The following is a 20789-nucleotide window of genomic DNA, read 5'->3' on the forward strand; positions in this document are numbered from 1 at the left end:
GTAATCCGATTTTATGCTTGGTTTTGTGGGGTGTGTTTTGTGTATAAGAGACAGCCCCGTGTGGGCCCGGCCGCCCGGTCCGCCGTACGTACCACGTACCCGAGCCCGTCTGGAGTGCCCCATGACGCCATCCGCCGGCAGCACCTTCGCCGACCTCTACGCCGCGGTCGGGCAGCACTACGCCCGCCAGGTCCAGTTCCTCGACAGCGGCAAGTTCGAGGAGTACGCCGCGACCTTCACCGAGGACGGCGAGTTCCAGCACACCCCCGGGGTGCCGCCGGCCCGCACCCCGGCCGGCATCGTCGCCGAACTGCACGCCTTCCACGCGCGGTTCGCCGACGACCCGGTGCAGCGGCGGCACTGGTTCAACATGATCGACCTCAGCCCGCGCGAGGACGGCTCCTTCGACGCCGTCTTCTACGCGCTGGTGCTGACCGTCCGGCCGGGGGTCAAGGAGCCGGTCGTCGGCCCCAGCTGCCTGGTCCGCGACGTGCTGGTGATCGAGGACGGCGTGGTGCGCAACCGCTCCCGCCGCGTCGAGCACGACCAGCACGTGGCGTCCTGAGCCGCCGCCCCGCACCGTGCCCGCCCTCGAAGGGAGAACCCCCGTCATGCCCCGCAAGCCCGTCGCCCTGGTGACCGGATCGTCGTCCGGGATCGGCGCCGCCATCGCCCGCAGACTCTCCGCCGAGGGAATGACGGTGGTGGTCAACGCGGCGCGCAGCGCCGACGCGGGCCGCCGGCTCGCCGAGTCGCTGCCCGACGCCCGGTTCGTACAGGCGGACGTCTCCGACGCCGGCCGGGTACGGCAGCTGCTGGACGAGGTCGCCGAGGAGTTCGGCGTGCTCGACCTGCTCGTCAACAACGCCGGCACGACCCGCGCCATCCCCCACGCCGACCTCGACGCGGCCACCGCGGAGGTGTGGCAGGACATCCTCGGCGTCAACGTGGTCGGCACCTGGCAGACGTCCGTCGCCGCCATGCCGCTGCTGCGTGCGTCGGGAGCCGGCCACATCGTCAACATCTCCTCCGTCGCCGGGGTCAGGCCGGCCGGCAGTTCCATCCCGTACGCGGTCAGCAAGGCCGCCGTCAACCACATGACCCGGCTGCTGGCCGGTGCCGTCGGCCCCGACGTCCGGGTCAACGCCATCGCGCCCGGGCTCGTGGACACCCCGTGGACGGAAACCTTCACCGAGATCCGCGAGCGGGTGCGGCAGGCCGTACCGCTGCGCCGCACCGGCACCCCGGAGGACATCGCCGAACTCGTGGTGGGCCTGCACCGGTCCGCGTACACCACCGGCGAGGTCGTCCTCGCCGACGGCGGCGCCCACCTGCTGATCTGAGCGGATCCGTACGCGCATCCGTACCGGAGGAGGAGACAGATGAGTCGGATGAGACAGATGAGCCAGATGAGGACGACGACACCGTGAAACTCGGCGTGAACCTGAGCTACCAGGGCGCCGCGGAGCTCGCCGTGGCGGCCGAGCGGCTGGGCTACGACGTGGCGCTCGCGCCCGAGGGTTACCGCTCGGACGCCGCCAGCGTGCTCGGCCTGGTGGCCGGGCGGACCGAGCGGATCGCCCTGGGGTCCGGCGTGATGCAGATACCCGCGCGCAGCCCGGCACTGGCCGCCCTGACCGCCGCGACCCTGCAGTCGCTGTCCGGCGGCAGGTTCCGGCTGGGGCTCGGGGTGTCCAACCCCGACGTGTCCGAGGGCTGGTACGGCGTTCCCTTCGCGGAGCCGCTGGGCCGGACCCGGGAGTACGTGGAGATCGTCCGGCAGGCCCTGACGGGCGACCCGGTGCGCTACGAGGGCCGGCACTACCGGCTCCCGTCCTCCGGCTCCGGCGCGGCCCCGCTGCACGTGATCACCGAGCCGGCCGGGGCTCCCGTACCCGTCTACCTGGGCGCGGTCGGGCCGCGGAACCTCGCGCTGGCGGGCGAGATCGCCGACGGGTGGATCGGCGTGTTCGCCACCCCCGAGCAGGTCGCCGAGTCCGTGGGGCACATCGCGGCGGGCCGCGAGCGCGCCGGACGGGCCGGACGGGCCGGGCAGACCGGGCGGTCGCCGGCGGGCTTCGACGTGATGCCGTGCCTGGCCACCGCGATCGGCGAGGACACCGATGCCTGCGTGGACCTGCTGCGGGCGCACTACGCGTACCTGATGGGCATCGGCGCCCCGGAGCGGAACTTCTACATCGCGCTCGCCACGCGCATGGGCTTCGGCGCCGCGGCCGCCGAGGTGGGCCGGCTGGCGGCCGAGGGGGACCGGGCCGGGGCGGCGCGGGCGGTGCCGGCCGGGTTCGTGAACCGCACGGCGCTGGTCGGGCCGGTGGAACGGGTCGCCGAGCGGATGCGGGAGTACGCGGAGGCGGGCGTCACCACGCTCGGCGTCATGATCTCCGCGGTGGCCGTCGGGCTCGACGAGCGCATCGCCGTCCTGGAGCGGGCGATGACCGCCCTGGACCTGTCGGGCGTACGCGAGGACTGACACGGCGTACGGAAGCCGGTGCCGGAAGCGGGAAGCCGGTGCCGGAAGCCGGAGCCGGTGCCGGAAGCCGGAGCCGGAGCCGGAGCCGGAACGGCACACGGAAGCGGGCGGGACTCCCGGTGGGGGTGTCCCGCCCGCTTCCGTGCGCGCGGTGCGTACGTGCCGTCAGACGGCCATCGCCGCGGTGATCCGGTCGATCACCTCGGCCGGCGTCGGCTGGCCGGCCATCTCGCGCCGGACCTCATCGGCGGCCTGCCGGAAGGACGCGTCCGCGAGCAGCCGTCCGGCGGCCTCGGCGATCCCGGCGGCGTCGAGCTCACGCGGCGCCACGGCCAGCCCCACCCCGCGGTCCACCACGCGGCGGGCGCACAGCTCGTTGTCCGCGCCGCTGGGAACCACCAACTGCGGCACCCCGTAGTGCAGGGCTGCCGCGGTGGTGCCCGATCCGCCGTGGTGGACCACCAGCGCGCAGTCCCGCAGGATGCCGGAGAGCGGGACGAAGCCGGCCGGGATCAGGTTGTCGGGCAGCGGTCCGAGGGCGCTCAGGTCGGTCTCGTCGTCGGCGAGGACCACCTCCGCGTCCAGCCCGGCGAGGGCCTCCACGAGCAGCCGCAGCGCATCGGCGCCGCCCGGCAACAGGGGCGCGACCGTGCCCAGCGTGAGGCAGATCCGGGGCCTGCCCCCCGGCGCCCGCAGGGCCCAGTCCGGGAGCACCGCGCCCCCGTTGTACGGCACGTATCGCATCGGCAGCCAGGGGACGCCGTCGTGCGGGTCGGGCTCCTCGTGCTCCAGGCCGCCGAGGCTGGGGGCGCGCGGGTCGACCCGGCCGAGGAGGACGGGCTCCCGGTCGCCGAGGCCCAGTTCCCCGCGCAGCCGGAGCACCACCGGGTTGTCGTCCGGGACGATGCCCATGCGGTGGTTGTGCTGCGCGGTCTCGCGCACGTCCGGGTCGCGCATCGACCAGGACACCCGGTTGCCGACCTCCAGGGCGGGCACGCCCAGGGCCAGCGCGGCCAGTCGGCCCGCCTGGTGGTCGGAGCAGTGCACGACGAGGTCCGCGCCGAAGTCCCGCCCGGCGTCGATCGTGCCCCTGGTCATGGCCAGGGTGAACAGGTCGAACGGCCGCATGGCGCGGGCCAGTTCCCAGTACCCCTCGGGCACCGCGTCATCCGCGCCCGCCCCGGAGCCGGACCCGGGGTCGGGGTCGGGCGGGCCGCCCACCAGGTCCTCGCCGACGTCCCGTCCGGGGAACACGTCGACGACCGGCGCGCCGGCCCGGGCCGCCACCTTCGCCATGTGGGCCGTGGTGGCGACGAGCACTTCATGGCCCGCCGCCCGCGCCGCCCAGACGAGCGGCACGAGCGGCAGCATCAGCCCGTATCCCGGCGCGGCCGGGAACAGGATCCGCATCTACGACTCCTTTTTTCGACGGGAAACGGGCCCGTTCACAGAATGCGGTCAGCGCTGCGGAAAACCGCCTCCACGAGCCGGCGGACACGGCCGTCCATGCTGCCCATGACGGGGGACCCCATATTGGGTACGTATCCGAATGCGAGCTCACGTTCGGGATCGGCGAAAGTGAAGACGCCGTTCGCGCCGCTCAGTCCGAAGGAATTCTTCAGTCCGGCGTCGGCCGGGAACACCGCGCTGTCCGCCAGCTGCACGCCCAGGCCCCAGGTGAGCGGGGTCAGCATGACCTTGCACGGGCCGTCCGCGTGCGGGCGGGCGAGTTCGGCGGTGCGCCCGGGGCCGATCAGCCGGATGCCGTCGACCTCGCCGACCAGGGCGGCGAACAGCCGGGCGAGGGCGTGCGCACTGGCCAGCCCGCCGTACGACGGGTCCTCGACGGCCGGGTCGGCCGGGTCCTGGGACATGCTGCCGATGGTCGCCCGGTACGTGAGGGTGCTGGGCTCGCGCAGCTCCTCGACCTCACCGGGGTCGGCGCCGGCCATGAGGGCCTCGGCCTTGGACTCCAGCATGGTGGCGAGGTGCGCCCCGGAGCCGTCGGGCAGGCCGATGTGGGCGTCCAGGCCGAGCGGGCCGGCGAGGTGGCGGGCGAAGTAGCGGCCCGCGGTCAGCCCGGTGCGGCGCCTGATCAGCTCGCTCAGCAGGTGCCCGTAGGTGGTGGCGTGGTAGCCGTGCGCGGTACCGGGCTCCCACTCGGGCCGGGCCGCCGCGAGCGCCTCGGCCACCGGCGTGTGGGCGCGCAGCCCCGCGAGCGTCAGCGGCGCGTGGTCGAGGCAGACCACCCCGGAGCGGTGGGCGAGGATCATGCGGGGGGTGATGCCGGCCTTGCCGTGCGCGGCGAACTCGGGCCAGACCGCGGCGACGGGCTCGTCCAGGTCCAGGCCCTCCCGTTCCGCCAGGTGCAGGAAGGCTGCCGTGACCAGCGCCTTCGTGGGTGAGGCGAGGACGCCCAGGGTGTCGGCCCGCCAGGGGTCCGTGCGGTCGGGGTCGGCCCAGCCGGCCCACAGGTCCACCACCGGCCGCCCGCGGTGGTAGACGCAGACGGCCGCGCCGACCTCCTCGCCGGCGGCGAAGTTCTCCTCGAAGGCGCGGGCGACCTCGGCGAACGCGTCTTCGACGAACGCGTCCTCGGCGAACGCGTCCCCGACGGTCCCGGCCGTCCCTGCCCGGTGAATTTGCTGCACTGTCTTCCGTCCTTCGCGTACGGGGAGAGCGGCCACCCGGCAGGCCGCCGGCTTCGACCTGTGATGATGCGGCCACCGCTCGGGCCCGGCTCGAATACGGGTCGTTTTCCGCTCGCGCCGAAATACAGCGTCCGTTGCGGCGTCCGCAGCGGGGTGACCGCGCCGGAAATTGTCTGGCAGTATCGTCGCCATGCGATTCCGCACAAAGGATGTTCTCCTCAGAAAGTCATGTTCCCCAAATCGGAACGGGAGGGGCCTTTCTGTACGGGAGGTGGCAGCTTGTTCTCCGACATAGCCGAATTCCACACGTGGTACGCCCGGCGCTGCCGTGCCCACGGGTACCGGGTGGACCGCGTCCCCCTCGAAGCGCTCGACGGCTGGCGCACCGATCCGGACACCGGCAACATCGTCCACCGCACCGGGCGGTTCTTCACCGTCGAGGGCCTGGACATCAGGAACTCCGGCCGGGAGGTGGACTCCTGGCAGCAACCGATCATCGTCCAGCCCGAACAGGGCGTCCTCGGCATCCTGGTCAAGGAGTTCGCCGGCGTCCTGCACTTCCTGCTCCAGGTCAAGATGGAGCCGGGCAACGTCAACGGCCTACAGCTGTCACCGACGGTGCAGGCCACCCGCAGCAACTTCACCGGTGCGCACGGCGGCAGGTCCGTGCCCTACCTGGAGTACTTCACCGCACCGCGCTCCGGCCGGATCCTGTCCGACGTGCTCCAGTCGGAGCAGGCGTCCTGGTTCCTGGCCAAGCGCAACCGCAACATGATCGTCCAGGTGGACGGGGACGTGGACGTCCCGCTGCTGGACGACTTCTGCTGGCTGGACTTCGAGCAGATCGCCCAGCTGCTGCACGAACCCAACCTGGTCAACATGGACGCCCGCACGGTGCTGGCCGGCGCCGCCTCCTGGCGGGACCGCAGCGCCGACCTCGTCGCGGACACCTTCCGCGGCGCACTGGCCCGCTCCTGGGAGTCGGCCGGCATCGCCCTGCACGACACCACCCACCTGCTCAGCTGGTTCACCGAGGCCAAGAACCGCTGCACCCTCGCCCGGCAGCAGATCCCGCTGACCAAGGTCGACGGCTGGGGCCTGCGCGACGGGGCCCTCGTCCACGACCAGGACCAGCACTTCGCCGTCATCGGGGTGTCCGTCGAGGCCGACAGCCGCGAGGTCGCGCGCTGGCAGCAGCCCATGTTCGAGCCGCGCAGCCAGGGCGTCATCGCGTTCCTGGTCCGCCGCATCGGCGGCGTACTGCACGCGCTCGTGCAGGCCCGGGTCGAGACGGGCGCCTTCGACGCCGTGGAGATGGCGCCCACCGTGCAGTGCCAGCCCGACAACTACCGCGGACTGCCCGCGGACCGCAGGCCGGCGTTCCTGTCCGAGGTACTGGACGCGCCACCGGAACGGATCCGCTTCGACCGCGTGCACTCCGAGGAGGGCGGCCGCTTCTACCACGCGCAGAACCGCTACCTCCTCGTCGAGGTCGAGGACGGCTTCCCGCTGGAGGTCCCCGACGACTACGCCTGGGTCACCCTGCGCCAGCTCACCGACTTCGTCAGATATGGCAACCACCTGAACGTCGAGGCCAGGAGCCTGCTGACGTTCGCGGGCTTCCACAAGGAGGACGACGAGTGACCACCCACGTCTGGGACTACCTCCCCGAGTACGCGGCGGAACGGGAGGACATCCTCGACGCCGTGCAGCAGGTCTTCTCCAGCGGCAGGCTGGTGCTGGGCGAGAGCGTGCGCGGCTTCGAGGACGAGTTCGCCGCCTACCACGGCCTCGCGCACTGCGTCGGCGTCGACAACGGCACCAACGCGGTGAAGCTGGCCCTGGAATCCCTCGGCATCGGGCACGGCGACGAGGTCATCACCGTCTCCAACACCGCCGCCCCCACCGTCGTCGCCATCGCCGGGGCCGGCGCCGTCCCGGTGTTCGTGGACGTCCGCGCCGAGGACCACCTCATGGACACCGACCAGGTGGAGGCCGCGATCACCCCGCGGACGAAGGCGCTCCTGCCCGTCCACCTCTACGGCCAGTGCGTCGACATGGAACCGCTGCAGCGCCTCGCCCGCGAGCACGGCCTGGCCCTCGTCGAGGACTGCGCGCAGGCCCACGGCGCCCGCCGGGACGGCCGGCTCGCCGGCACGACCGGCGACGCCGCCGCCTTCTCCTTCTACCCCACCAAGGTCCTCGGTGCGTACGGCGACGGCGGCGCCGTCCTGACCGGATCCGTCGACACCGACCGCGCCCTGCGCAGGCTCCGCTACTACGGCATGGAGGAGGTCTACTACGTCGAGCAGACCCCCGGGCACAACAGCCGCCTCGACGAGGTCCAAGCCGAGATCCTGCGCCGCAAACTGACCCGGCTCGACGCCTACGTCGCCGGCCGCCGCAGGGTCGCCCGCCGCTACGCCGAGGGCCTCTCGGACCTGTGCGGGCCGGACGGGCTGACCCTGCCGGCCGTCACACCCGGCAACGAGCACGTCTACTACGTGTACGTGGTCCGCCACCCGCGCCGCGACGAGATCATCCGGGTGCTGAAGGAACGCCACGACATCGCGCTGAACATCAGCTATCCGTGGCCGGTCCACACCATGCGCGGCTTCGCCCACCTGGACGTGCCGGCGGGCTCCCTGCCCGTCACCGAGAAGCTGGCCGGGGAGATCTTCTCGCTGCCGATGTACCCGTCGCTGTCCGAGTCCCTCCAGGACAAGATCATCGACGCGCTGCGCGACGTCCTCACGACCACGGCCGCCCGCGCCCTCTAGCCGTCCCACCGAAGGAGGTTCACCATGCCCGGCACCACCACGGACACCGCAACGGACCCCACCACCCTCATCTACCACCGCGCCGACGTCTACCACGACTTCTACCGCGGCCGCGGCAAGGACTACCGGGCCGAGGCGGGCGCCGTGCGCGCTCTCGTCGCACAGCGCGCCACGGCCGGGTCGGCAGCGGGGTCGCTGCTGGACGTCGCCTGCGGCACCGGCGCGCACCTGGCCGAGCTGACCGGCTCCTTCGCCGACGCCGTCGGCGTCGACCTGTCCCCCGAGATGCTCGCCGTCGCCGCCCGGAACAGCCCCGGCACCCCGCTGGTCCAGGGCGACATGCGCGACTTCCGGCTCGGCCGCACCTTCTCCGCTGTCACCTGCATGTTCAGCTCGGTCGGGTACCTCGCCACCGCCGACGACCTGGACGCAGCCGTGCACAACCTGGCCGACCACCTCGCGCCCGGCGGCGTGCTCGTCGTCGAACCTTGGTGGTTCCCGCAGGACTTCCGGCCCGGCTGGGTCGGCGCCGACGTGGTCAGGGTGGACGGGCGGACCGTCGCCCGCGTCTCCCACACCGTCCGTGAGGGCCGCTGCAGCCGCATGGAGGTGCACTACACCGTCGCGGCCCCCGACACGGGCGTCGAGCACTTCACCGACACCCATGTGATGACCCTGTTCGAGCAGGCCGAGTACGAGGCGGCGTTCCGCCGGGCCGGGCTGGAGCCCGAGTACGTCCGGCACGAGCTGTTCGGCCCCGGCCTGTTCGTCGCCACCCGCCCCGGCGGTGCCGCGTGAAGGTCCGCGAACTGGGCATCGACGGCGCGTACGTCTTCGAGCCCGAGGTCTTCCACGACGCGCGCGGCTCGTTCCGCTCCCCGCACCAGGAGGCCGCGTTCGGCAGGGCGCTCGGCCGGCCGCTGTTCCCGGTCGCCCAGGTCAGCACGAGCGCGTCGCGGCGCGGGGTCGTGCGCGGGGTGCACTTCACGGCCACCCCCGGGTCCATGGCCAAGTACGTGGTGTGCGCGGGCGGGCGGGCGCTCGACGTCGTCGTCGACGTCCGGATCGGCTCGCCCACGTACGGGCAGAGCCGGCAGGTGGAACTGGACCCGGAGGCGGGCACCGCGCTGTACCTGCCGCCCGGCGTGGGGCACCTGTTCGCCGCACTGGAGGACGACACCGTGATGGTCTACCTGCTGTCCGCGGCCTACCGGGCGGACCGGGAACGCGCCGTACACCCGCTCGACCCGGAACTCGGCCTGAACCTGCCGGCGGGGGTGGAGTGGGTACTGTCCGAACGCGACCGGTCGGCGCCGTCGCTGGCCGCCGCCCGTGCGGGCGGGCTGCTGCCGCAGTACGCCGACTGCGGGGCGGCCGGGGCGACTGGGGCGACTGGGGTAGCCGGGGCGGATGGGACGGTCGGGGCGGCTGGGGCCGGGGCCGTTGGTGGAGCAGTTGGGGGTGGGCGGTGAGCGAGCCACAGCAGGTCGTCGTCCTCGGGGCGTCCGGGTTCATCGGCTCCGCCGTGGTCCGGGCGCTGGCCGACACCCCCGGCGTCCGGGTGCGCGCGGTGTCCCGGCGGCCGGTCCCGCTGCCGGACCGGCTCGCCGTGCGGGTGGAGGTGGTCACCGCCGACCTGACCGAACCGGGGGCCCTGGCCCGGGCCGTGGCCGGCGCCGACGCGGTACTGCCGTTCACCGCGCGGATCCGCGGGGCGTCCGGCTGGCGCCTGTCCGAGGACGACACGGAGGCGGAACGGGTCAACGTGGGCCTGATCCGGGACCTGGTGGCCGCGCTCGCCGACCGGCCGTCCCGCTCCGTGCACCGCCCGCCCGTGGTCGTCTTCCCGGGCAGCAACACCCAGGTGGGCCGGGTCGCCGTCGAGCGCATCGACGGATCGGAGCCGGACCGCCCCGAGGGTGTCTACGACCGCCACAAGCACGCTGCGGAATCACTGCTGAAGGAGGCCGCGGCGGCAGGACTGGTCCGGGCGGTCAGCCTCCGGCTGCCGCCCGTGTACGGGCCGCCCGCGCCGACCGCCGAGGACCGCGGCGTGGTGTCCACCATGATCCGGCGGGCGCTGGCCGGGGAGCCGCTCACCATGTGGCACGACGGCACGATCCGCCGCGACCTGCTGTACGTGGACGACGCCGCCCGGGCGTTCACCGCGGCCCTGGCGCACGCCGACGCCCTCAACGGCCGGCACTGCCTCATCGGCACCGGGCGGGCCCGACCGCTGGGCGAGGTGTTCCGGGCGGTGGCGCGGGCCGTCTCCCGCTGCACGGGAGCCGATCCGGTGCCGGTGGTGTCGGTGGATCCCCCGGCGCACGCGGACGCCACCGACTTCCGCAGCCTGGAGGTGGACCCGTCCGTGTTCGAGACGGCCACCGGCTGGCGGGCCCTGACCCCGCTGGACGAGGCGCTGCACCGGACGGTGACCGCCGTCGCAGCGACACCGCCCGGGAGTCCCGCTCCCGCGGGACGGGCCTGAGGGCCGGCCGTACGGGGGGAGGGGGGAGGGGCATGGGACGCAGGGCCCTTGGCTCCGCAGACCGGCGCCGCCCGCCGTGGCCCGCTGCGGCGCCGGCGGCCCGCCGTGGTCAGGCCGGCTGTGGTCAGGCCGGCTGTGGCGCCGGCTGCCCGTTCGTCTCCCCCACCAGCGCCTCCAGTTCGGCCACCACCCGCGCCGGGCCCGGCTGGGCGGCGATGTCCGCCGCGACCTCGGCGGCCCGGGCCCGGTAGGCCGGGTCGGCCAGGAGTTCGGCGGCCGCAGCCGCGATCGCGGTGGTGGACTGGTCGCCCTCCGGGAGGACCAGGCCCGCGCCACGGTCCGCGATCCGCCGGCACGGCGGGAGCATCTTCGGGATCGTGGGGACCAGCAGCTGCGGGACGCCCGCGTGCAGGGCGGTCATCGCGGTCTGGCCCCCGCCGTGGTGCACGATCAGGTCGCAGGTGGCCAGCAGGCTGTCCAGCGCGAACCAGCCCGCCCGCACCCCCGGCACCGCCCGCGCCAGCTCCGCGGCCAGCTCCTGCGGGGCGGCGACCACCAGCTCCCCGTCCAGGCCCTCGACGGTCCGGGCGAGCTCCGTCAGCTCGGCCAGTTCGTCCTGCCCGGCGACCCGGCTGCCCGCGGTGACGCACACCCGGGGGCGTCCCGCCGGGCGCAGCATCCACGGCTCCATCGGCCGCCGGAGGTTGTACGGGACGAAGCGCATCGACTGCCGCGGGCCGGGGGCGAGCTCCGGGGCGCGCAGGCCGGGCGGGCAGATGTCGACCCAGAGCCGGGGTACGGGCAGTGCGTCCAGGCCGGCGGCGGACAGTTCGGCCGCCAGCTCTCCGGCGGCCCCGGCGTCCATCTCCGGCGGCTCGCCGAGGTCCCAGGTGTGCCGTACCCACGGCACGCCCAGCTCGTGGGCGATCAGTGGGGCCGCATAGCACAGGGATCCGCCGACGACGAGCTCCGGACCCCAATCGGCGCAGAGGGCGCGCAACGCGGGCAGGGTGGCGGCGGCGAGCCTGCCGAAGCCCTCGCCGTTGAAGCGGATCCGCTCCTGCGGGTCCGCGGGGATGCCGAGCGGCCGCCCGGCCCGGTCCTCGAACATGAACCGGCGCATGGTTGCGTCGGTGACGGACACGACGGGCAGCCCGGTGCCGGTGACGTACGGGGTCATGTCCTCGGGGGAGGCGACGAGCACGCGGTGGCCGGCGAGGCGGGCCGCCGACGCGAGCGGGGCCAGCGCGAAGACCGTCGCCGGGCTCCCCCCGGTGATGAAAAGGATCCTCATCGCACGGACGCTGCCGCACGGTGCTCGAGAACCGCTGGACCGCCGGCTCCGGCTGCCGCCGCGGCCGCCCGCCCTGAGCGCGTGTCGAGCCGCTCTTGAGCGGACGTCGACCGGCCCGGCTTACCAAAGTGCGCAGCCGGGGTCCACCACCCCGGCCCGACCGTGTCACCTCGTCGATAAGGAAACCGATCCGATGTCCCGTCGTGTCGTGATAACCGGTATGGGGGTGCGCGCACCAGGAGGCAGCGGCACGGAGGCGTTCTGGTCGCTGCTGGCCGCGGGCCGTACTGCGACCCGCCGGATCAGCTTCTTCGACCCGACGCCCTTCCGCTCCCAGATCGCCGGCGAATGCGATTTCGATGCGGCGGCCGAAGGCCTCACCCCCCGGGAGATCCGCCGGATGGACCGGGCGGCCCAGTTCGCGGTGGTCTGTGCCCGGGACGCGGTCTCGGACAGCCGCCTCGACTTCGGCGCGCTCGACCCGTCCCGGGTGGGTGTGAGCCTGGGCAGTGCCGTCGCCGCCGCCACCAGCCTGGAGAACGAGTACCTGGTGCTCTCCGACGCAGGACGCCAGTGGGAGGTCGACCCCGGCTACCTGTCCCCGCACATGTACGACTACCTGACCCCCGGTGCCCTGCCCGCCGAGGTGGCGTGGACGGTGGGTGCCGAGGGCCCGGTGTCCCTGGTGTCCAACGGCTGCACCTCGGGCCTGGACGCCGTCGGCAACGCCGTCGAGCTGATCGCCGACGGCACCGCGGACGTGATGCTCGCCGGGGCGACCGACACCCCGATCACCCCGATCGTGGTGGCCAGCTTCGACGCGATCAGGGCCACGTCCGACCGCAACGACACGCCTGCGCAGGCCTCCCGGCCGTTCGACGCCACCCGCAACGGCTTCGTGCTGGCGGAGGGCGCGGCGGTGTTCGTCCTGGAGGAGCTGGAGCGGGCGCGGGCCCGCGGGGCCACCGTCTACGCCGAGGTCGGCGGGTACGCGACGCGCTGCAACGCGTACCACATGACCGGGCTGAAGACCGACGGCCGGGAGATGGCCGAGGCCATCCGTGCCGCGCTGGACCAGGCCCGGATGAACGCCGACGCGATCGACTACGTCAACGCGCACGGCTCGGGCACCGTGCAGAACGACCGGCACGAGACGGCCGCGTTCAAGCGGGCCCTGGGCGAGCACGCGTACCGGACGCCGGTGAGCTCGATCAAGTCCATGGTGGGCCACTCGCTGGGGGCGATCGGCTCTGTGGAGATCGCCGCGTGCGCGCTGGCCATGAAGCACAACGTGGTGCCGCCCACCGCCAACCTGCACCGGGCCGACCCCGAGTGCGACCTCGACTACGTGCCGCTGACCGCCCGCGAGCAGCGGGTGGACACCGTGCTGACCGTGGGCAGCGGATTCGGCGGCTTCCAGAGCGCGATGCTGCTGCGGCGGCCGGAAGGAGCGTCATGACGACCACTGTGTTCACGGGGCTGGGGGTCGTGGCCCCCAACGGCCTGGGGACGGAGGAGTTCTGGTCCGCGACGCTGGCGGGCCGCAGCGGCATCAAGGACATCAGCGGTTTCGACGCCGCCGGCTATCCGGCCCGGCGGGCCGGTGAGATCCAGGACTTCGACCCGGCGGAGCACCTGCCGAAGCGGCTGCTGCCGCAGACCGACCGGTCGACGCGGTTCGCGCTGACCGCGGCGGACATGGCGCTCGCCGACGGGGGTGTGGACCCGGCCGCGCTCGTCGACTACGACATGGGCGTGGTGACCGCGAACGCCTGCGGCGGTTTCGAGTTCACCCACCGCGAGTTCGCGAAGCTGTGGTCGCAGGGGCCGCAGTTCGTCAGCGTGTACGAGTCGTTCGCCTGGTTCTACGCGGTCAACACCGGCCAGATCTCCATCCGGCACGAGCTGCGCGGGCCGGGCAAGGCGCTCGTCGCCGAGCAGGCCGGCGGCCTGGACGCACTCGGCCACGCCCGCCGCTCCCTGCGCCGCGGCGACGCGAAGCTGGTCGTCACCGGCGGCGCCGACTCGGCGCTGGACCCGTGGGGCTGGGCCTCGCAGTGGTCGTCCGGCCAGGTGACCGGCGGGGAGTACCGGCCGTTCGACCGGGCGGCGAGCGGGCACGTGCCCGGCGAAGGGGCCGCGTTCCTGGTCCTGGAGGACGCCGGGGCGGCCCGCCTGCGCGGGGCGCGGAAGGTGTACGGCGAGCTCGCCGGCCAGGCCTCCACCTTCGACCCGCCGCCGGGCTCGCCGCGGCCGCCCGCCCTGCGCGCCGCCGTCGAATCGGCGCTGGCCCGGGCCGGGGTGGCGGCGTCCGACGTCGACGTGGTCTTCGCGGACTCGGCCGGGCTGCCCGGGCCGGACCGGCAGGAGGCCGAGGTGCTGCGCGGGGTCTTCGGCGAGCGTGGCGTCCCGGTGACCGCGCCGAAGGCGCTGACCGGGCGGCTGCTGTCCGCCGGCGGGCCGCTGGACGTGGCCGCCGCACTGCTGTCCCTCCGCGACGGGGTCGTCCCCCCGACCGCGGGCACCTCCGACATGCCGCAGGAGTACGGCATCGACCTGGTCGTGGGATCCCCGCGGGAGGCCAGGATCTCCACCGCCCTCGTGCTCGCGCGCGGCAGGTCGGGCTTCAACTCGGCCGCCGTCGTGCGGGCGTACCACCACTGAATGAGGAAGAGGAAGCAGACGAGATGAACGACACCCGGACCCTGATGACCCTCGACGACCTCCGCCGGATCCTGTCCGAGTCGGCCGGCAGCGAGGAGGGCCAGCTCGACGGGGACATCCTCGACACGGAGTTCACGGAGCTCGGCTACGACTCGCTGGCCCTGATCGAGACCGCGTCCGTCATCCAGCGCGACTACGGGGTGGAGATCCCGGACAAGCTCGCCACCCCGCGGGAGCTGCTGGACGCGGTCAACGGCTCCCTCGTGACGGCGGGCTGACGGATGGGTCGGCACCACACCCGGCACACCCTGGTCTCCTCCGCGCCGCCGGAGGCGCTGTACGACCTGGCCGCCGACGTCGGCCGGTGGCCGGCCGTGTTCGCGCCCAGCGTCGCCGCGCGGTACCTGGAGCGCGGTGAGCGCACGGAGCGCTTCCGGCTGTGGGCGTCAGTGGGCGGGGAGGTGAAGACGTGGGTCTCGCGGCGCGAGCGGGACCCGGCCGGTCTGCGGATCCGGTTCGACCAGGAGGAGAGCGCGCCGCCGATCGCTTCGATGGGCGGCGAGTGGATCTTCGAGCCGCGGCCGGGCGGCGGAACGGAGATCGTGCTGCTGCACGACTTCACCGCCGTCGGCGACGACCCGGACACGGCCGCCTGGATCAATGCCGCGCTGGACCGCAACAGCCCGGTGGAGCTGGCCGCGCTGGCCCGGATCGCCGAGCTCGCCACCGGGCTCGGCGCCGCCCCCGGCGACCTGGTGTTCTCCTTCAGCGACACCGTCACCCTGCCCGGCCGCACCGCGCAGGAGGCGTACGCATTCGTGCACCGTGCGGACCTGTGGCCCGAGCGGCTGCCGCACGTGCGCCGCGTGGAGCTGAGCGAGGACGCGGCCGGGGTGCAGGAGATGGAGATGGACACCGTCACCGCGGACGGCTCGGCGCACACCACCCGCTCGGTGCGGGTGTGCGTGCCGGGCGAGCGGATCGCGTACAAGCAGCTGGTCCCGCCCCGGCTGCTGCTCGGCCACAGCGGCCGCTGGGAGTTCGCGGACACCGGGGCGGGGGCGCAGGTCACCGCCGAGCACACGGTGGCCGTGAACCCGGCGGCGGTGCGGGAGGAGCTGGGCGCGGAGGCCTCCCTGGCCGACGCGCGCCGGTACCTGCGCGACGTGCTCGGCCGCAACAGCCGGGCGACGCTGGAGCTGGCGGGGAGGCACACGGGCTGACGGGCCCGGCGGGCCGACCCCGTCGGACCCGTCGGACCCGTCGACCCCGTCGCCCCTGTCGGACCCGACGGACCCGTCGGACCCGACAGCCCGTATGACGAAGTCGGCCTCCAGGACCCTGACCGGGTCCTGGAGGCCGACTTCGTGGTGTTGCTCGAACGGAAGGTGCTCGGGAAGATGCGCAGGAAGGCTCAGGCGGCGGAACGGCGCCAGTAGACGCTGTAGTCGTCGATGGCCTCGATCTCGTCCGTGATGCCGTGGCGCTCCCGGAACTCGTCCACGGCCTTGCGGCAGGCCGGGATGAAGTAGTCGTCGATGATGACGTATCCGCCGGCTGACAGCTTCGGGTACAGGTGGTCGAGGGCGTCGAGGGTGGACTCGTACAGGTCGCCGTCGAGCCGGAGGACCGCCAGCCGCTCGACGGGGGCGGTGGGCAGGGTGTCCTTGAACCAGCCCGGCAGGAAGCGAACCTGCTCGTCGAGGAGACCGTACCGCTCGAAGTTCTCGCGCACGGTGTCTGCGGTGACGCCGAGGACGTGGTTGGAGTGGTGCAGGGCCATCTCCCGGTCCATGGGGTGGCCGTCCTCGCCGGTGTCGGGGATGCCCTCGAAGGAGTCGGCCAGCCAGACGTTCCGGTCGGTGATCCCGTGCGCCTTGAGGTAGCCGCGGGCGAAGATGCAGACGCCGCCGCGCCACACGCCCGTCTCGATGAAGTCACCCGGTACGCCGTCGGCGACGACCCGGTCGAGGAGGTCGCGGACGTTGCGGACGCGCTTCAGCCCGACCATGGTGTGGGCGACGCTGGGCCAGTCCATGCCCGTCTCGCGGTTCTCGGGGCGGAAGTCCCGCTCGGGGAACCACTCGTTGGGGATGGGGGCGTCTTTGTAGACCAGGTTGGTGACGACCTTCTCGAGGAGGTCGAGGTACAGCTCTGCGGGCTCTGCGGTGTTCTCCATGCGGATGCGGGGTCCTTTCGGATGCGAGGCGGGATGGCGGTACGTGCGCATGTCAGTAATTGCCGAGACCGCCGCAGACGTTGAGGGCCTGCGCGGTGACGGAGGCGGCGCCCGGGCCCACGAGGTAGTCGACCATCGCGCCGACCTCCTCGGGCATCACGTAGCGGCCGATCGGTACGCGGGCGCTGACCCGGGCGTGGGCCTCGTCGACGGTGACGTCCCACAGGCCGGCGTACGTCGCGCGGACGCGCTCGGCCATCGGGGTCTCTACGAAGCCGGGGCAGACGGCGTTGACCGTGACGCCGGTCTTGGCCAGCTCCAGGCCGAGGGACTTGGTGAAGCCGACCACGCCGTGCTTGGAGGCCGAGTAGGGGGCACCGTGCAGGACGCCCTGCTTGCCGCCGGTGGAGGCGATGTTGATGATGCGGCCCCAGCCCTGCTCCAGCATGCCGCCGTGGTTGAGGACGTCCTTCGTCATCAGGAAGACGCTGTTCAGGTTGGTGTTGATGACGTCGAGCCAGAGCTCGTCGGACACCTCCCGGGTGATCCCGCCGCCGGAGCGGCCGGCGTTGTTGACGAGGATGCCGACGGGCCCGAACCGCTCGGTCGCGGCGTGCACGAAGGCCGTGATGTCCTCGCGGGAGGTGACGTCCAGGCTGCGGCCGTCCACCTCCAGGCCCTCGGCGCGCAGGGCCTTGACGGTGTCGGTGACCCGGTCGGCGGTGCGGGCGCCGAGGAAGACGCGGTGGCCCGCGCGGGCCAGGCGGGTGGCGATCTCCAGGCCGATCCCGCTGGTGGCTCCGGTGACAAGTGCAGTACGTACGGCGTCGGCCGCCATGTTTCCTCCGGTGATCGACTCTGACTCAAGCGGCGCCAAAGTCGCAGGAGGCACTAGAACCGCCCTCCAAGCCCTCTAGAAGACCGCTAGAGCGGGCGGCGGGCGGGATCGACGCAGCGGTGCACGGCCTCGACGAGGCGGTGCGCGCGGTCGTTCATCCGGCCGATGGTGCGCGAGCCGGCGTTCTGCACGTACGCGAAGGCGAGCTCGCGGTCCGGGTCGGCGAAGACGAACGTGCCGTTGGCGCCGTCGAAGCCGAAGGCGCGCGGGCCGAGGCCGGCGGAGGCGGGGAAGACGGGGCTGTCGGGCAGCATGAAGCCGAGCCCCCAGGTGCTGGGCAGCAACACCACCCGGCAGGTGCCGCGGGAGTACGGGCGGGCGACTTCGGCGGTGACCTGCGGCCCGATCGCCCTGAAGCCGTCCACCTCCCCCACCAGGGCGGCGAACAGCCGGGCGAGGCCCTGCGCACTGGCCACGGCACCGTACGAGGGGTCCTCGACCTCCGGGTCGAGGGCGTCGTGGAGCCGCATGCTGCCGATCATCGCCCGGTGGGTCAGCGAGCCGGGGTCGCCGAGCGCCCGGAGCATGGCGAGCTCGGTCCCGGGGTCGGCGCCGTCCATGAGGGCCTCGGCCTTGGACTCCATCATGGTGGCGAGGTGTGCACCGGAGCCGGCGGGCAGCCCGATGTGGGCGTCCAACCCCAACGGGGCGGCGAGGTGCCGGGCGAAGTACCGGCCGGCGGTCAGCCCGGTGCGGCGCCTGATCAGCTCGCTCAGCAGGTGCCCGTAGGTGGTGGCGTGGTAGCCGTGCGCGGTGCCGGGCTCCCACTCGGGCCGCGCGGCGGCCAGCGCCCGGGCAACGGGGGCATGTTCTCTCAGCCCCTCGGGCGTGATCGGCGCATGATCGAGACACACGACCCCGGACCGCTGGGCAAGGACCATGCGGGGAGTGATGGAACCCTTCCCGTGCTCGCCGAACTCGGGCCACACCACGCCCACGGGCTCGTCGAGATCCAGCCCCTCCTGCTCGACGAGGTGCAGGAAGGCGGCGGTGACCAACGCCTTGGTCGGCGAGGCCAGCACGGCCAGGGTGTCGCGCCGCCAGGGATCGGCCCTCTCGGGACCGGCCCAGCCGCCCCACACGTCCACGACGGCCCGCCCGCGGTAGTACACGCAGACGGCCGCCCCCAGTTCCTCCCCGTCGGCGAAATTCTCCGCGAACACCCGCCCGACCTCGTCGAACCCGTCCTCGACCGTCCCTGCCTGGGGATACTGCTGCACCGTCGTCCATCCTTCGCGCGGGAGTGACCGCGGCCGTCCAGCCGGCCGACACGGGCCCATCTATACGAGCCCCACTCGCACCGCACTCAAGCCAAACTCCAGCGCCCCGCCTCTGGCCCGACACCCCCCCACAAGCCACACCACAGCCGAAGGAGTCCGGGGCCGCACGTGCGGAAACCGCGACGTCCGCACGTTCGCCCAGCTGCCGGCGGAGCGGACCACACACCTCAGCGACTTCTCGGCCTGTCCGTGGCTGTGCGCGGAAGTGCCCTGTCGTACGCCCGTGTTGCCGTCGGCGTGGCTCCCGATTTCCTTACGGAGTCATGCCGCCGCAGCCTCGGCAATGAGATGTTCCAGAGGCGAATCCTTGACACCCGCGTCAGCAGCTCGATAGAAGCGAAAGGAGCCGACTGGCGGCAGCTGCCACGCCACGGTCTGCGCCCCGCGCAAGAACCTCGACGACTTGCCTGTGCGCTTGTACCGCATCCTTTGCCCTCGCCTCCCAGGCGACCTTTTCTTCGAACGCTGAACGATATCTTGGATCGGCCGCAGCCGAGGCCTCTTCCCATTGCGTCGTCTTGTAAATCGAGGTGATCAAGTCAATCACCTCCACTCGACACTGCGCCTCAGGGTGACCTGCCAGTTCCATAAGGAATGGAACCGTGACCGGCGTGACCTCAGACACCACGAAACCTAGCGCACAGACCCTATCCGACAATTCATCTACAGCCGCACACGCAGCTGGCCCATCGGCCCACGCTGCCCGCGAAAGCAAAGCGGGAATACCACCTGCCGAGCCAGTTGCGTCCGACAGGTCGGCCCAACGCACTGCGGCCAACCGCTTGAGAACTCTACCCACTACGGCGCCCCATTTCCTGGGTATAGGTCAGCGATTCGGAGCCTGGCCATGACGAGTTGACACGATCCACAAGCCGGAAGGAGGTCCCTGTATCGCGGGTGATCGAATGGTTTACGGAGGACCGCCAAGCTACTGCTCCCTCGAACTAGGTCCCTGGCTTCCATCGCCTGCGCGATACATCCGATCTCGGCACAACCACCATGATGGCTCTGATCTAGAACCCTACGAAGAGGAAGGGGGAGGCTCCGCCTTGCCTCTCCAACCCTGCGCGTACTTACGTCAAAGTACGCACCTCCCGAAGGGGTCAGTAGCACACTGACGCGGGACCGCGCACACGATTGGCGGACATCCACAACCAGCGGTTCTGTACTGATCCGGATCCTTACCCACTCATCTTCAGCGACGATCACTCAGGCATTCGGAGCGGAATCACCCGGCTACGCTCGAGCGGCGCGACCGCAGCAAAGGCCGTGGGTGAGGCGGAAACGGCTGTGGTGTGCACGGCGAAGGAGGGAACCACCACCGCGCTCTCAGCTCGGGCCCCTCCGGCCTCAGCCGTTGCTTCACCACGTTCCTCCGCAAGGCCGGCCTCCGCCGCATCCGCTTCCACGACTTCCGCCACTCGACTGCGACCCTGCTCCTGGAACAGGGCATCGAACTCGTCGTGATCAAGGAATTCCTCGGTCACGCCCACGTCGGCGTTACCGCCACCGTCTATGCCCACGTCCGGCTCCGCCTCCAACGCGACGCCATCGACACCCTCAGCACCGCGCTCAACGGCCCGGCGATTACCGAGACAACCGCCAGCGACGGCGAAGAACCGCCATCCTGCGCCGCTCTCGTCCGCTGACGTTGCCGTCAACTACTGCCGTCAAACAGCCCTGAAGCCCCCACCAGTAACATCTGGTGGGGCTTCAGGTTTGCTGCCGCGATCGAATGAAGCGATCGGCGGCGTAAATGACAGCCTTACGCCTTGCCTATCCCCTCGGCGATGCGTCGAGCCGCATCATCTGCCACCTCACTCCATACGGCCAAACCCTCCGATTCGAATGCCTTCAAGAGAGCCTGTCGAACTTCATTCAGCGGGTGACCAGTATGGGTTTGACGTACGTTCGCAACGGCTCTTTGAAACTTCTCCAGGTGCTCTTGAACGCGCGGCATATCCTTATCGTAGTCGGCAGGATCAACCATCCGGACATCACCACCCATCACACTCAGTACTCTACAGCGATCAGAAATTCCTGCGATAGATCTGCTCCAAG

The 20789-nt window shown here is 72.2% G+C and carries 19 protein-coding genes and 1 pseudogene; 13 read left to right on the forward strand and 7 right to left on the reverse strand.

The window, feature by feature from the left end:
* The first annotated feature begins 121 nt into the window (after positions 1–121).
* From ACFVGY_RS13075 to ACFVGY_RS13085, 3 genes are all read left to right on the forward strand, one after another.
* On the forward strand, positions 122–565 hold the full coding sequence (locus ACFVGY_RS13075) for a nuclear transport factor 2 family protein (RefSeq protein WP_385675415.1): 444 nt from the start codon (positions 122–124) through the stop codon (positions 563–565).
* 46 nt (positions 566–611) lie between these two features.
* Positions 612–1343, forward strand: coding sequence for an SDR family NAD(P)-dependent oxidoreductase (locus tag ACFVGY_RS13080; protein WP_385675418.1), 732 nt, complete (start codon positions 612–614; stop codon positions 1341–1343).
* An 83-nt stretch (positions 1344–1426) separates the two neighbouring features.
* The gene (locus ACFVGY_RS13085; protein WP_385675421.1) at positions 1427–2491 is read left to right on the forward strand and encodes an LLM class flavin-dependent oxidoreductase; all 1065 of its coding nucleotides are present in this window, start codon (positions 1427–1429) and stop codon (positions 2489–2491) included.
* 165 nt (positions 2492–2656) lie between these two features.
* Here the strand turns inward: ACFVGY_RS13085 and ACFVGY_RS13090 are convergent, their stop codons facing one another.
* Positions 2657–3901, reverse strand: a complete 1245-nt coding sequence (locus tag ACFVGY_RS13090; protein WP_385675424.1) for a nucleotide disphospho-sugar-binding domain-containing protein — start codon at positions 3899–3901, stop codon at positions 2657–2659.
* Between the two features lie 35 nt (positions 3902–3936).
* Positions 3937–5142, reverse strand: a complete 1206-nt coding sequence (locus ACFVGY_RS13095; protein WP_385675427.1) for a serine hydrolase domain-containing protein — start codon at positions 5140–5142, stop codon at positions 3937–3939.
* 279 nt (positions 5143–5421) lie between these two features.
* Between ACFVGY_RS13095 and ACFVGY_RS13100 the strand changes: the two genes are divergently transcribed.
* The 5 genes from ACFVGY_RS13100 to ACFVGY_RS13120 are packed head-to-tail and all read left to right on the forward strand — an operon-like array spanning position 5422 to position 10413.
* The gene (locus ACFVGY_RS13100) at positions 5422–6786 is read left to right on the forward strand and encodes an NDP-hexose 2,3-dehydratase family protein (protein ID WP_385675429.1); all 1365 of its coding nucleotides are present in this window, start codon (positions 5422–5424) and stop codon (positions 6784–6786) included.
* On the forward strand, positions 6783–7922 hold the full coding sequence (locus ACFVGY_RS13105; RefSeq protein ID WP_385675432.1) for a DegT/DnrJ/EryC1/StrS family aminotransferase: 1140 nt from the start codon (positions 6783–6785) through the stop codon (positions 7920–7922). Before ACFVGY_RS13100 ends, ACFVGY_RS13105 begins: the two co-directional genes overlap by 4 nt.
* 24 nt (positions 7923–7946) lie before the next feature.
* Complete coding sequence (locus ACFVGY_RS13110; RefSeq protein WP_385675435.1) at positions 7947–8720, forward strand: class I SAM-dependent methyltransferase; 774 nt, start codon at positions 7947–7949, stop codon at positions 8718–8720.
* Entirely contained in the window at positions 8717–9394 is a 678-nt protein-coding gene (locus ACFVGY_RS13115; protein WP_385675438.1) for a dTDP-4-dehydrorhamnose 3,5-epimerase family protein, read from the forward strand. The genes ACFVGY_RS13110 and ACFVGY_RS13115 overlap by 4 nt, the downstream gene beginning before the upstream one ends.
* Positions 9391–10413 (forward strand): NAD-dependent epimerase/dehydratase, encoded by a 1023-nt coding sequence (locus tag ACFVGY_RS13120; RefSeq protein WP_385675440.1) that lies wholly within the window; start codon positions 9391–9393, stop codon positions 10411–10413. Before ACFVGY_RS13115 ends, ACFVGY_RS13120 begins: the two co-directional genes overlap by 4 nt.
* 124 nt (positions 10414–10537) lie before the next feature.
* Here ACFVGY_RS13120 and ACFVGY_RS13125 read toward each other — a convergent pair whose 3' ends face one another.
* Positions 10538–11707 carry a nucleotide disphospho-sugar-binding domain-containing protein gene (locus ACFVGY_RS13125; protein WP_385675443.1) on the reverse strand — a complete coding sequence of 390 codons (1170 nt, stop codon included), beginning with the start codon at positions 11705–11707 and terminating at the stop codon, positions 10538–10540.
* A gap of 193 nt (positions 11708–11900) precedes the next feature.
* On the opposite strand from ACFVGY_RS13125, the gene ACFVGY_RS13130 reads away from it, so the two are divergent.
* Genes ACFVGY_RS13130 through ACFVGY_RS13145 form a run of 4 tightly spaced genes read left to right on the forward strand, consistent with a single transcriptional unit; the run spans position 11901 to position 15594 of the window.
* Positions 11901–13166 (forward strand): beta-ketoacyl-[acyl-carrier-protein] synthase family protein, encoded by a 1266-nt coding sequence (locus ACFVGY_RS13130; RefSeq protein ID WP_385675445.1) that lies wholly within the window; start codon positions 11901–11903, stop codon positions 13164–13166.
* Positions 13163–14371, forward strand: coding sequence for a ketosynthase chain-length factor (locus ACFVGY_RS13135; RefSeq protein WP_385675448.1), 1209 nt, complete (start codon positions 13163–13165; stop codon positions 14369–14371). Before ACFVGY_RS13130 ends, ACFVGY_RS13135 begins: the two co-directional genes overlap by 4 nt.
* Positions 14372–14394: 23 nt before the next feature.
* Positions 14395–14649, forward strand: coding sequence for an acyl carrier protein (locus tag ACFVGY_RS13140; protein ID WP_385675451.1), 255 nt, complete (start codon positions 14395–14397; stop codon positions 14647–14649).
* A 3-nt stretch (positions 14650–14652) separates the two neighbouring features.
* Positions 14653–15594: an aromatase/cyclase gene (locus tag ACFVGY_RS13145; RefSeq protein ID WP_385675454.1), complete on the forward strand. Its 942-nt coding sequence runs from the start codon at positions 14653–14655 to the stop codon at positions 15592–15594.
* A gap of 191 nt (positions 15595–15785) precedes the next feature.
* Here ACFVGY_RS13145 and ACFVGY_RS13150 read toward each other — a convergent pair whose 3' ends face one another.
* The 3 genes from ACFVGY_RS13150 to ACFVGY_RS13160 all read right to left on the reverse strand — a co-directional run bounded on the left by ACFVGY_RS13150 (position 15786) and on the right by ACFVGY_RS13160 (position 18668).
* On the reverse strand, positions 15786–16550 hold the full coding sequence (locus ACFVGY_RS13150; RefSeq protein ID WP_385675457.1) for a TylF/MycF family methyltransferase: 765 nt from the start codon (positions 16548–16550) through the stop codon (positions 15786–15788).
* A gap of 52 nt (positions 16551–16602) precedes the next feature.
* Positions 16603–17388, reverse strand: coding sequence for an SDR family NAD(P)-dependent oxidoreductase (locus ACFVGY_RS13155; protein ID WP_385675460.1), 786 nt, complete (start codon positions 17386–17388; stop codon positions 16603–16605).
* 86 nt (positions 17389–17474) lie between these two features.
* Positions 17475–18668 carry a serine hydrolase domain-containing protein gene (locus tag ACFVGY_RS13160; protein ID WP_385675463.1) on the reverse strand — a complete coding sequence of 398 codons (1194 nt, stop codon included), beginning with the start codon at positions 18666–18668 and terminating at the stop codon, positions 17475–17477.
* A gap of 1400 nt (positions 18669–20068) precedes the next feature.
* Here ACFVGY_RS13160 and ACFVGY_RS13165 point away from each other — a divergent pair.
* Positions 20069–20377, forward strand: a pseudogene (locus ACFVGY_RS13165) (tyrosine-type recombinase/integrase); the annotation flags it as partial.
* A gap of 116 nt (positions 20378–20493) precedes the next feature.
* Here ACFVGY_RS13165 and ACFVGY_RS13170 read toward each other — a convergent pair.
* Positions 20494–20739, reverse strand: a complete 246-nt coding sequence (locus tag ACFVGY_RS13170; RefSeq protein WP_385675466.1) for a hypothetical protein — start codon at positions 20737–20739, stop codon at positions 20494–20496.
* Positions 20740–20789: the final 50 nt, after the last annotated feature.

It is taken from the genome of Streptomyces sp. NPDC127106 (genome assembly GCF_042677605.1).
In the GTDB taxonomy this organism is placed as follows: domain Bacteria; phylum Actinomycetota; class Actinomycetes; order Streptomycetales; family Streptomycetaceae; genus Streptomyces.

Bases quoted from the DNA above. Each gene is read 5' to 3' on its own strand.
- ACFVGY_RS13135 (WP_385675448.1), top strand. From the start codon at position 13,163: ATGACGACCACTGTGTTCACGGGGCTGGGGGTCGTGGCCCCCAACGGC.
- ACFVGY_RS13145 (WP_385675454.1), top strand. From the start codon at position 14,653: ATGGGTCGGCACCACACCCGGCACACCCTGGTCTCCTCCGCGCCGCCG.
- ACFVGY_RS13080 (WP_385675418.1), top strand. From the start codon at position 612: ATGCCCCGCAAGCCCGTCGCCCTGGTGACCGGATCGTCGTCCGGGATC.
- ACFVGY_RS13075 (WP_385675415.1), top strand. From the start codon at position 122: ATGACGCCATCCGCCGGCAGCACCTTCGCCGACCTCTACGCCGCGGTC.
- ACFVGY_RS13155 (WP_385675460.1), bottom strand. From the start codon at position 17,388: ATGGCGGCCGACGCCGTACGTACTGCACTTGTCACCGGAGCCACCAGC.
- ACFVGY_RS13110 (WP_385675435.1), top strand. From the start codon at position 7,947: ATGCCCGGCACCACCACGGACACCGCAACGGACCCCACCACCCTCATC.
- ACFVGY_RS13150 (WP_385675457.1), bottom strand. From the start codon at position 16,550: ATGGAGAACACCGCAGAGCCCGCAGAGCTGTACCTCGACCTCCTCGAG.
- ACFVGY_RS13090 (WP_385675424.1), bottom strand. From the start codon at position 3,901: ATGCGGATCCTGTTCCCGGCCGCGCCGGGATACGGGCTGATGCTGCCG.
- ACFVGY_RS13125 (WP_385675443.1), bottom strand. From the start codon at position 11,707: ATGAGGATCCTTTTCATCACCGGGGGGAGCCCGGCGACGGTCTTCGCG.
- ACFVGY_RS13130 (WP_385675445.1), top strand. From the start codon at position 11,901: ATGTCCCGTCGTGTCGTGATAACCGGTATGGGGGTGCGCGCACCAGGA.
- ACFVGY_RS13140 (WP_385675451.1), top strand. From the start codon at position 14,395: ATGAACGACACCCGGACCCTGATGACCCTCGACGACCTCCGCCGGATC.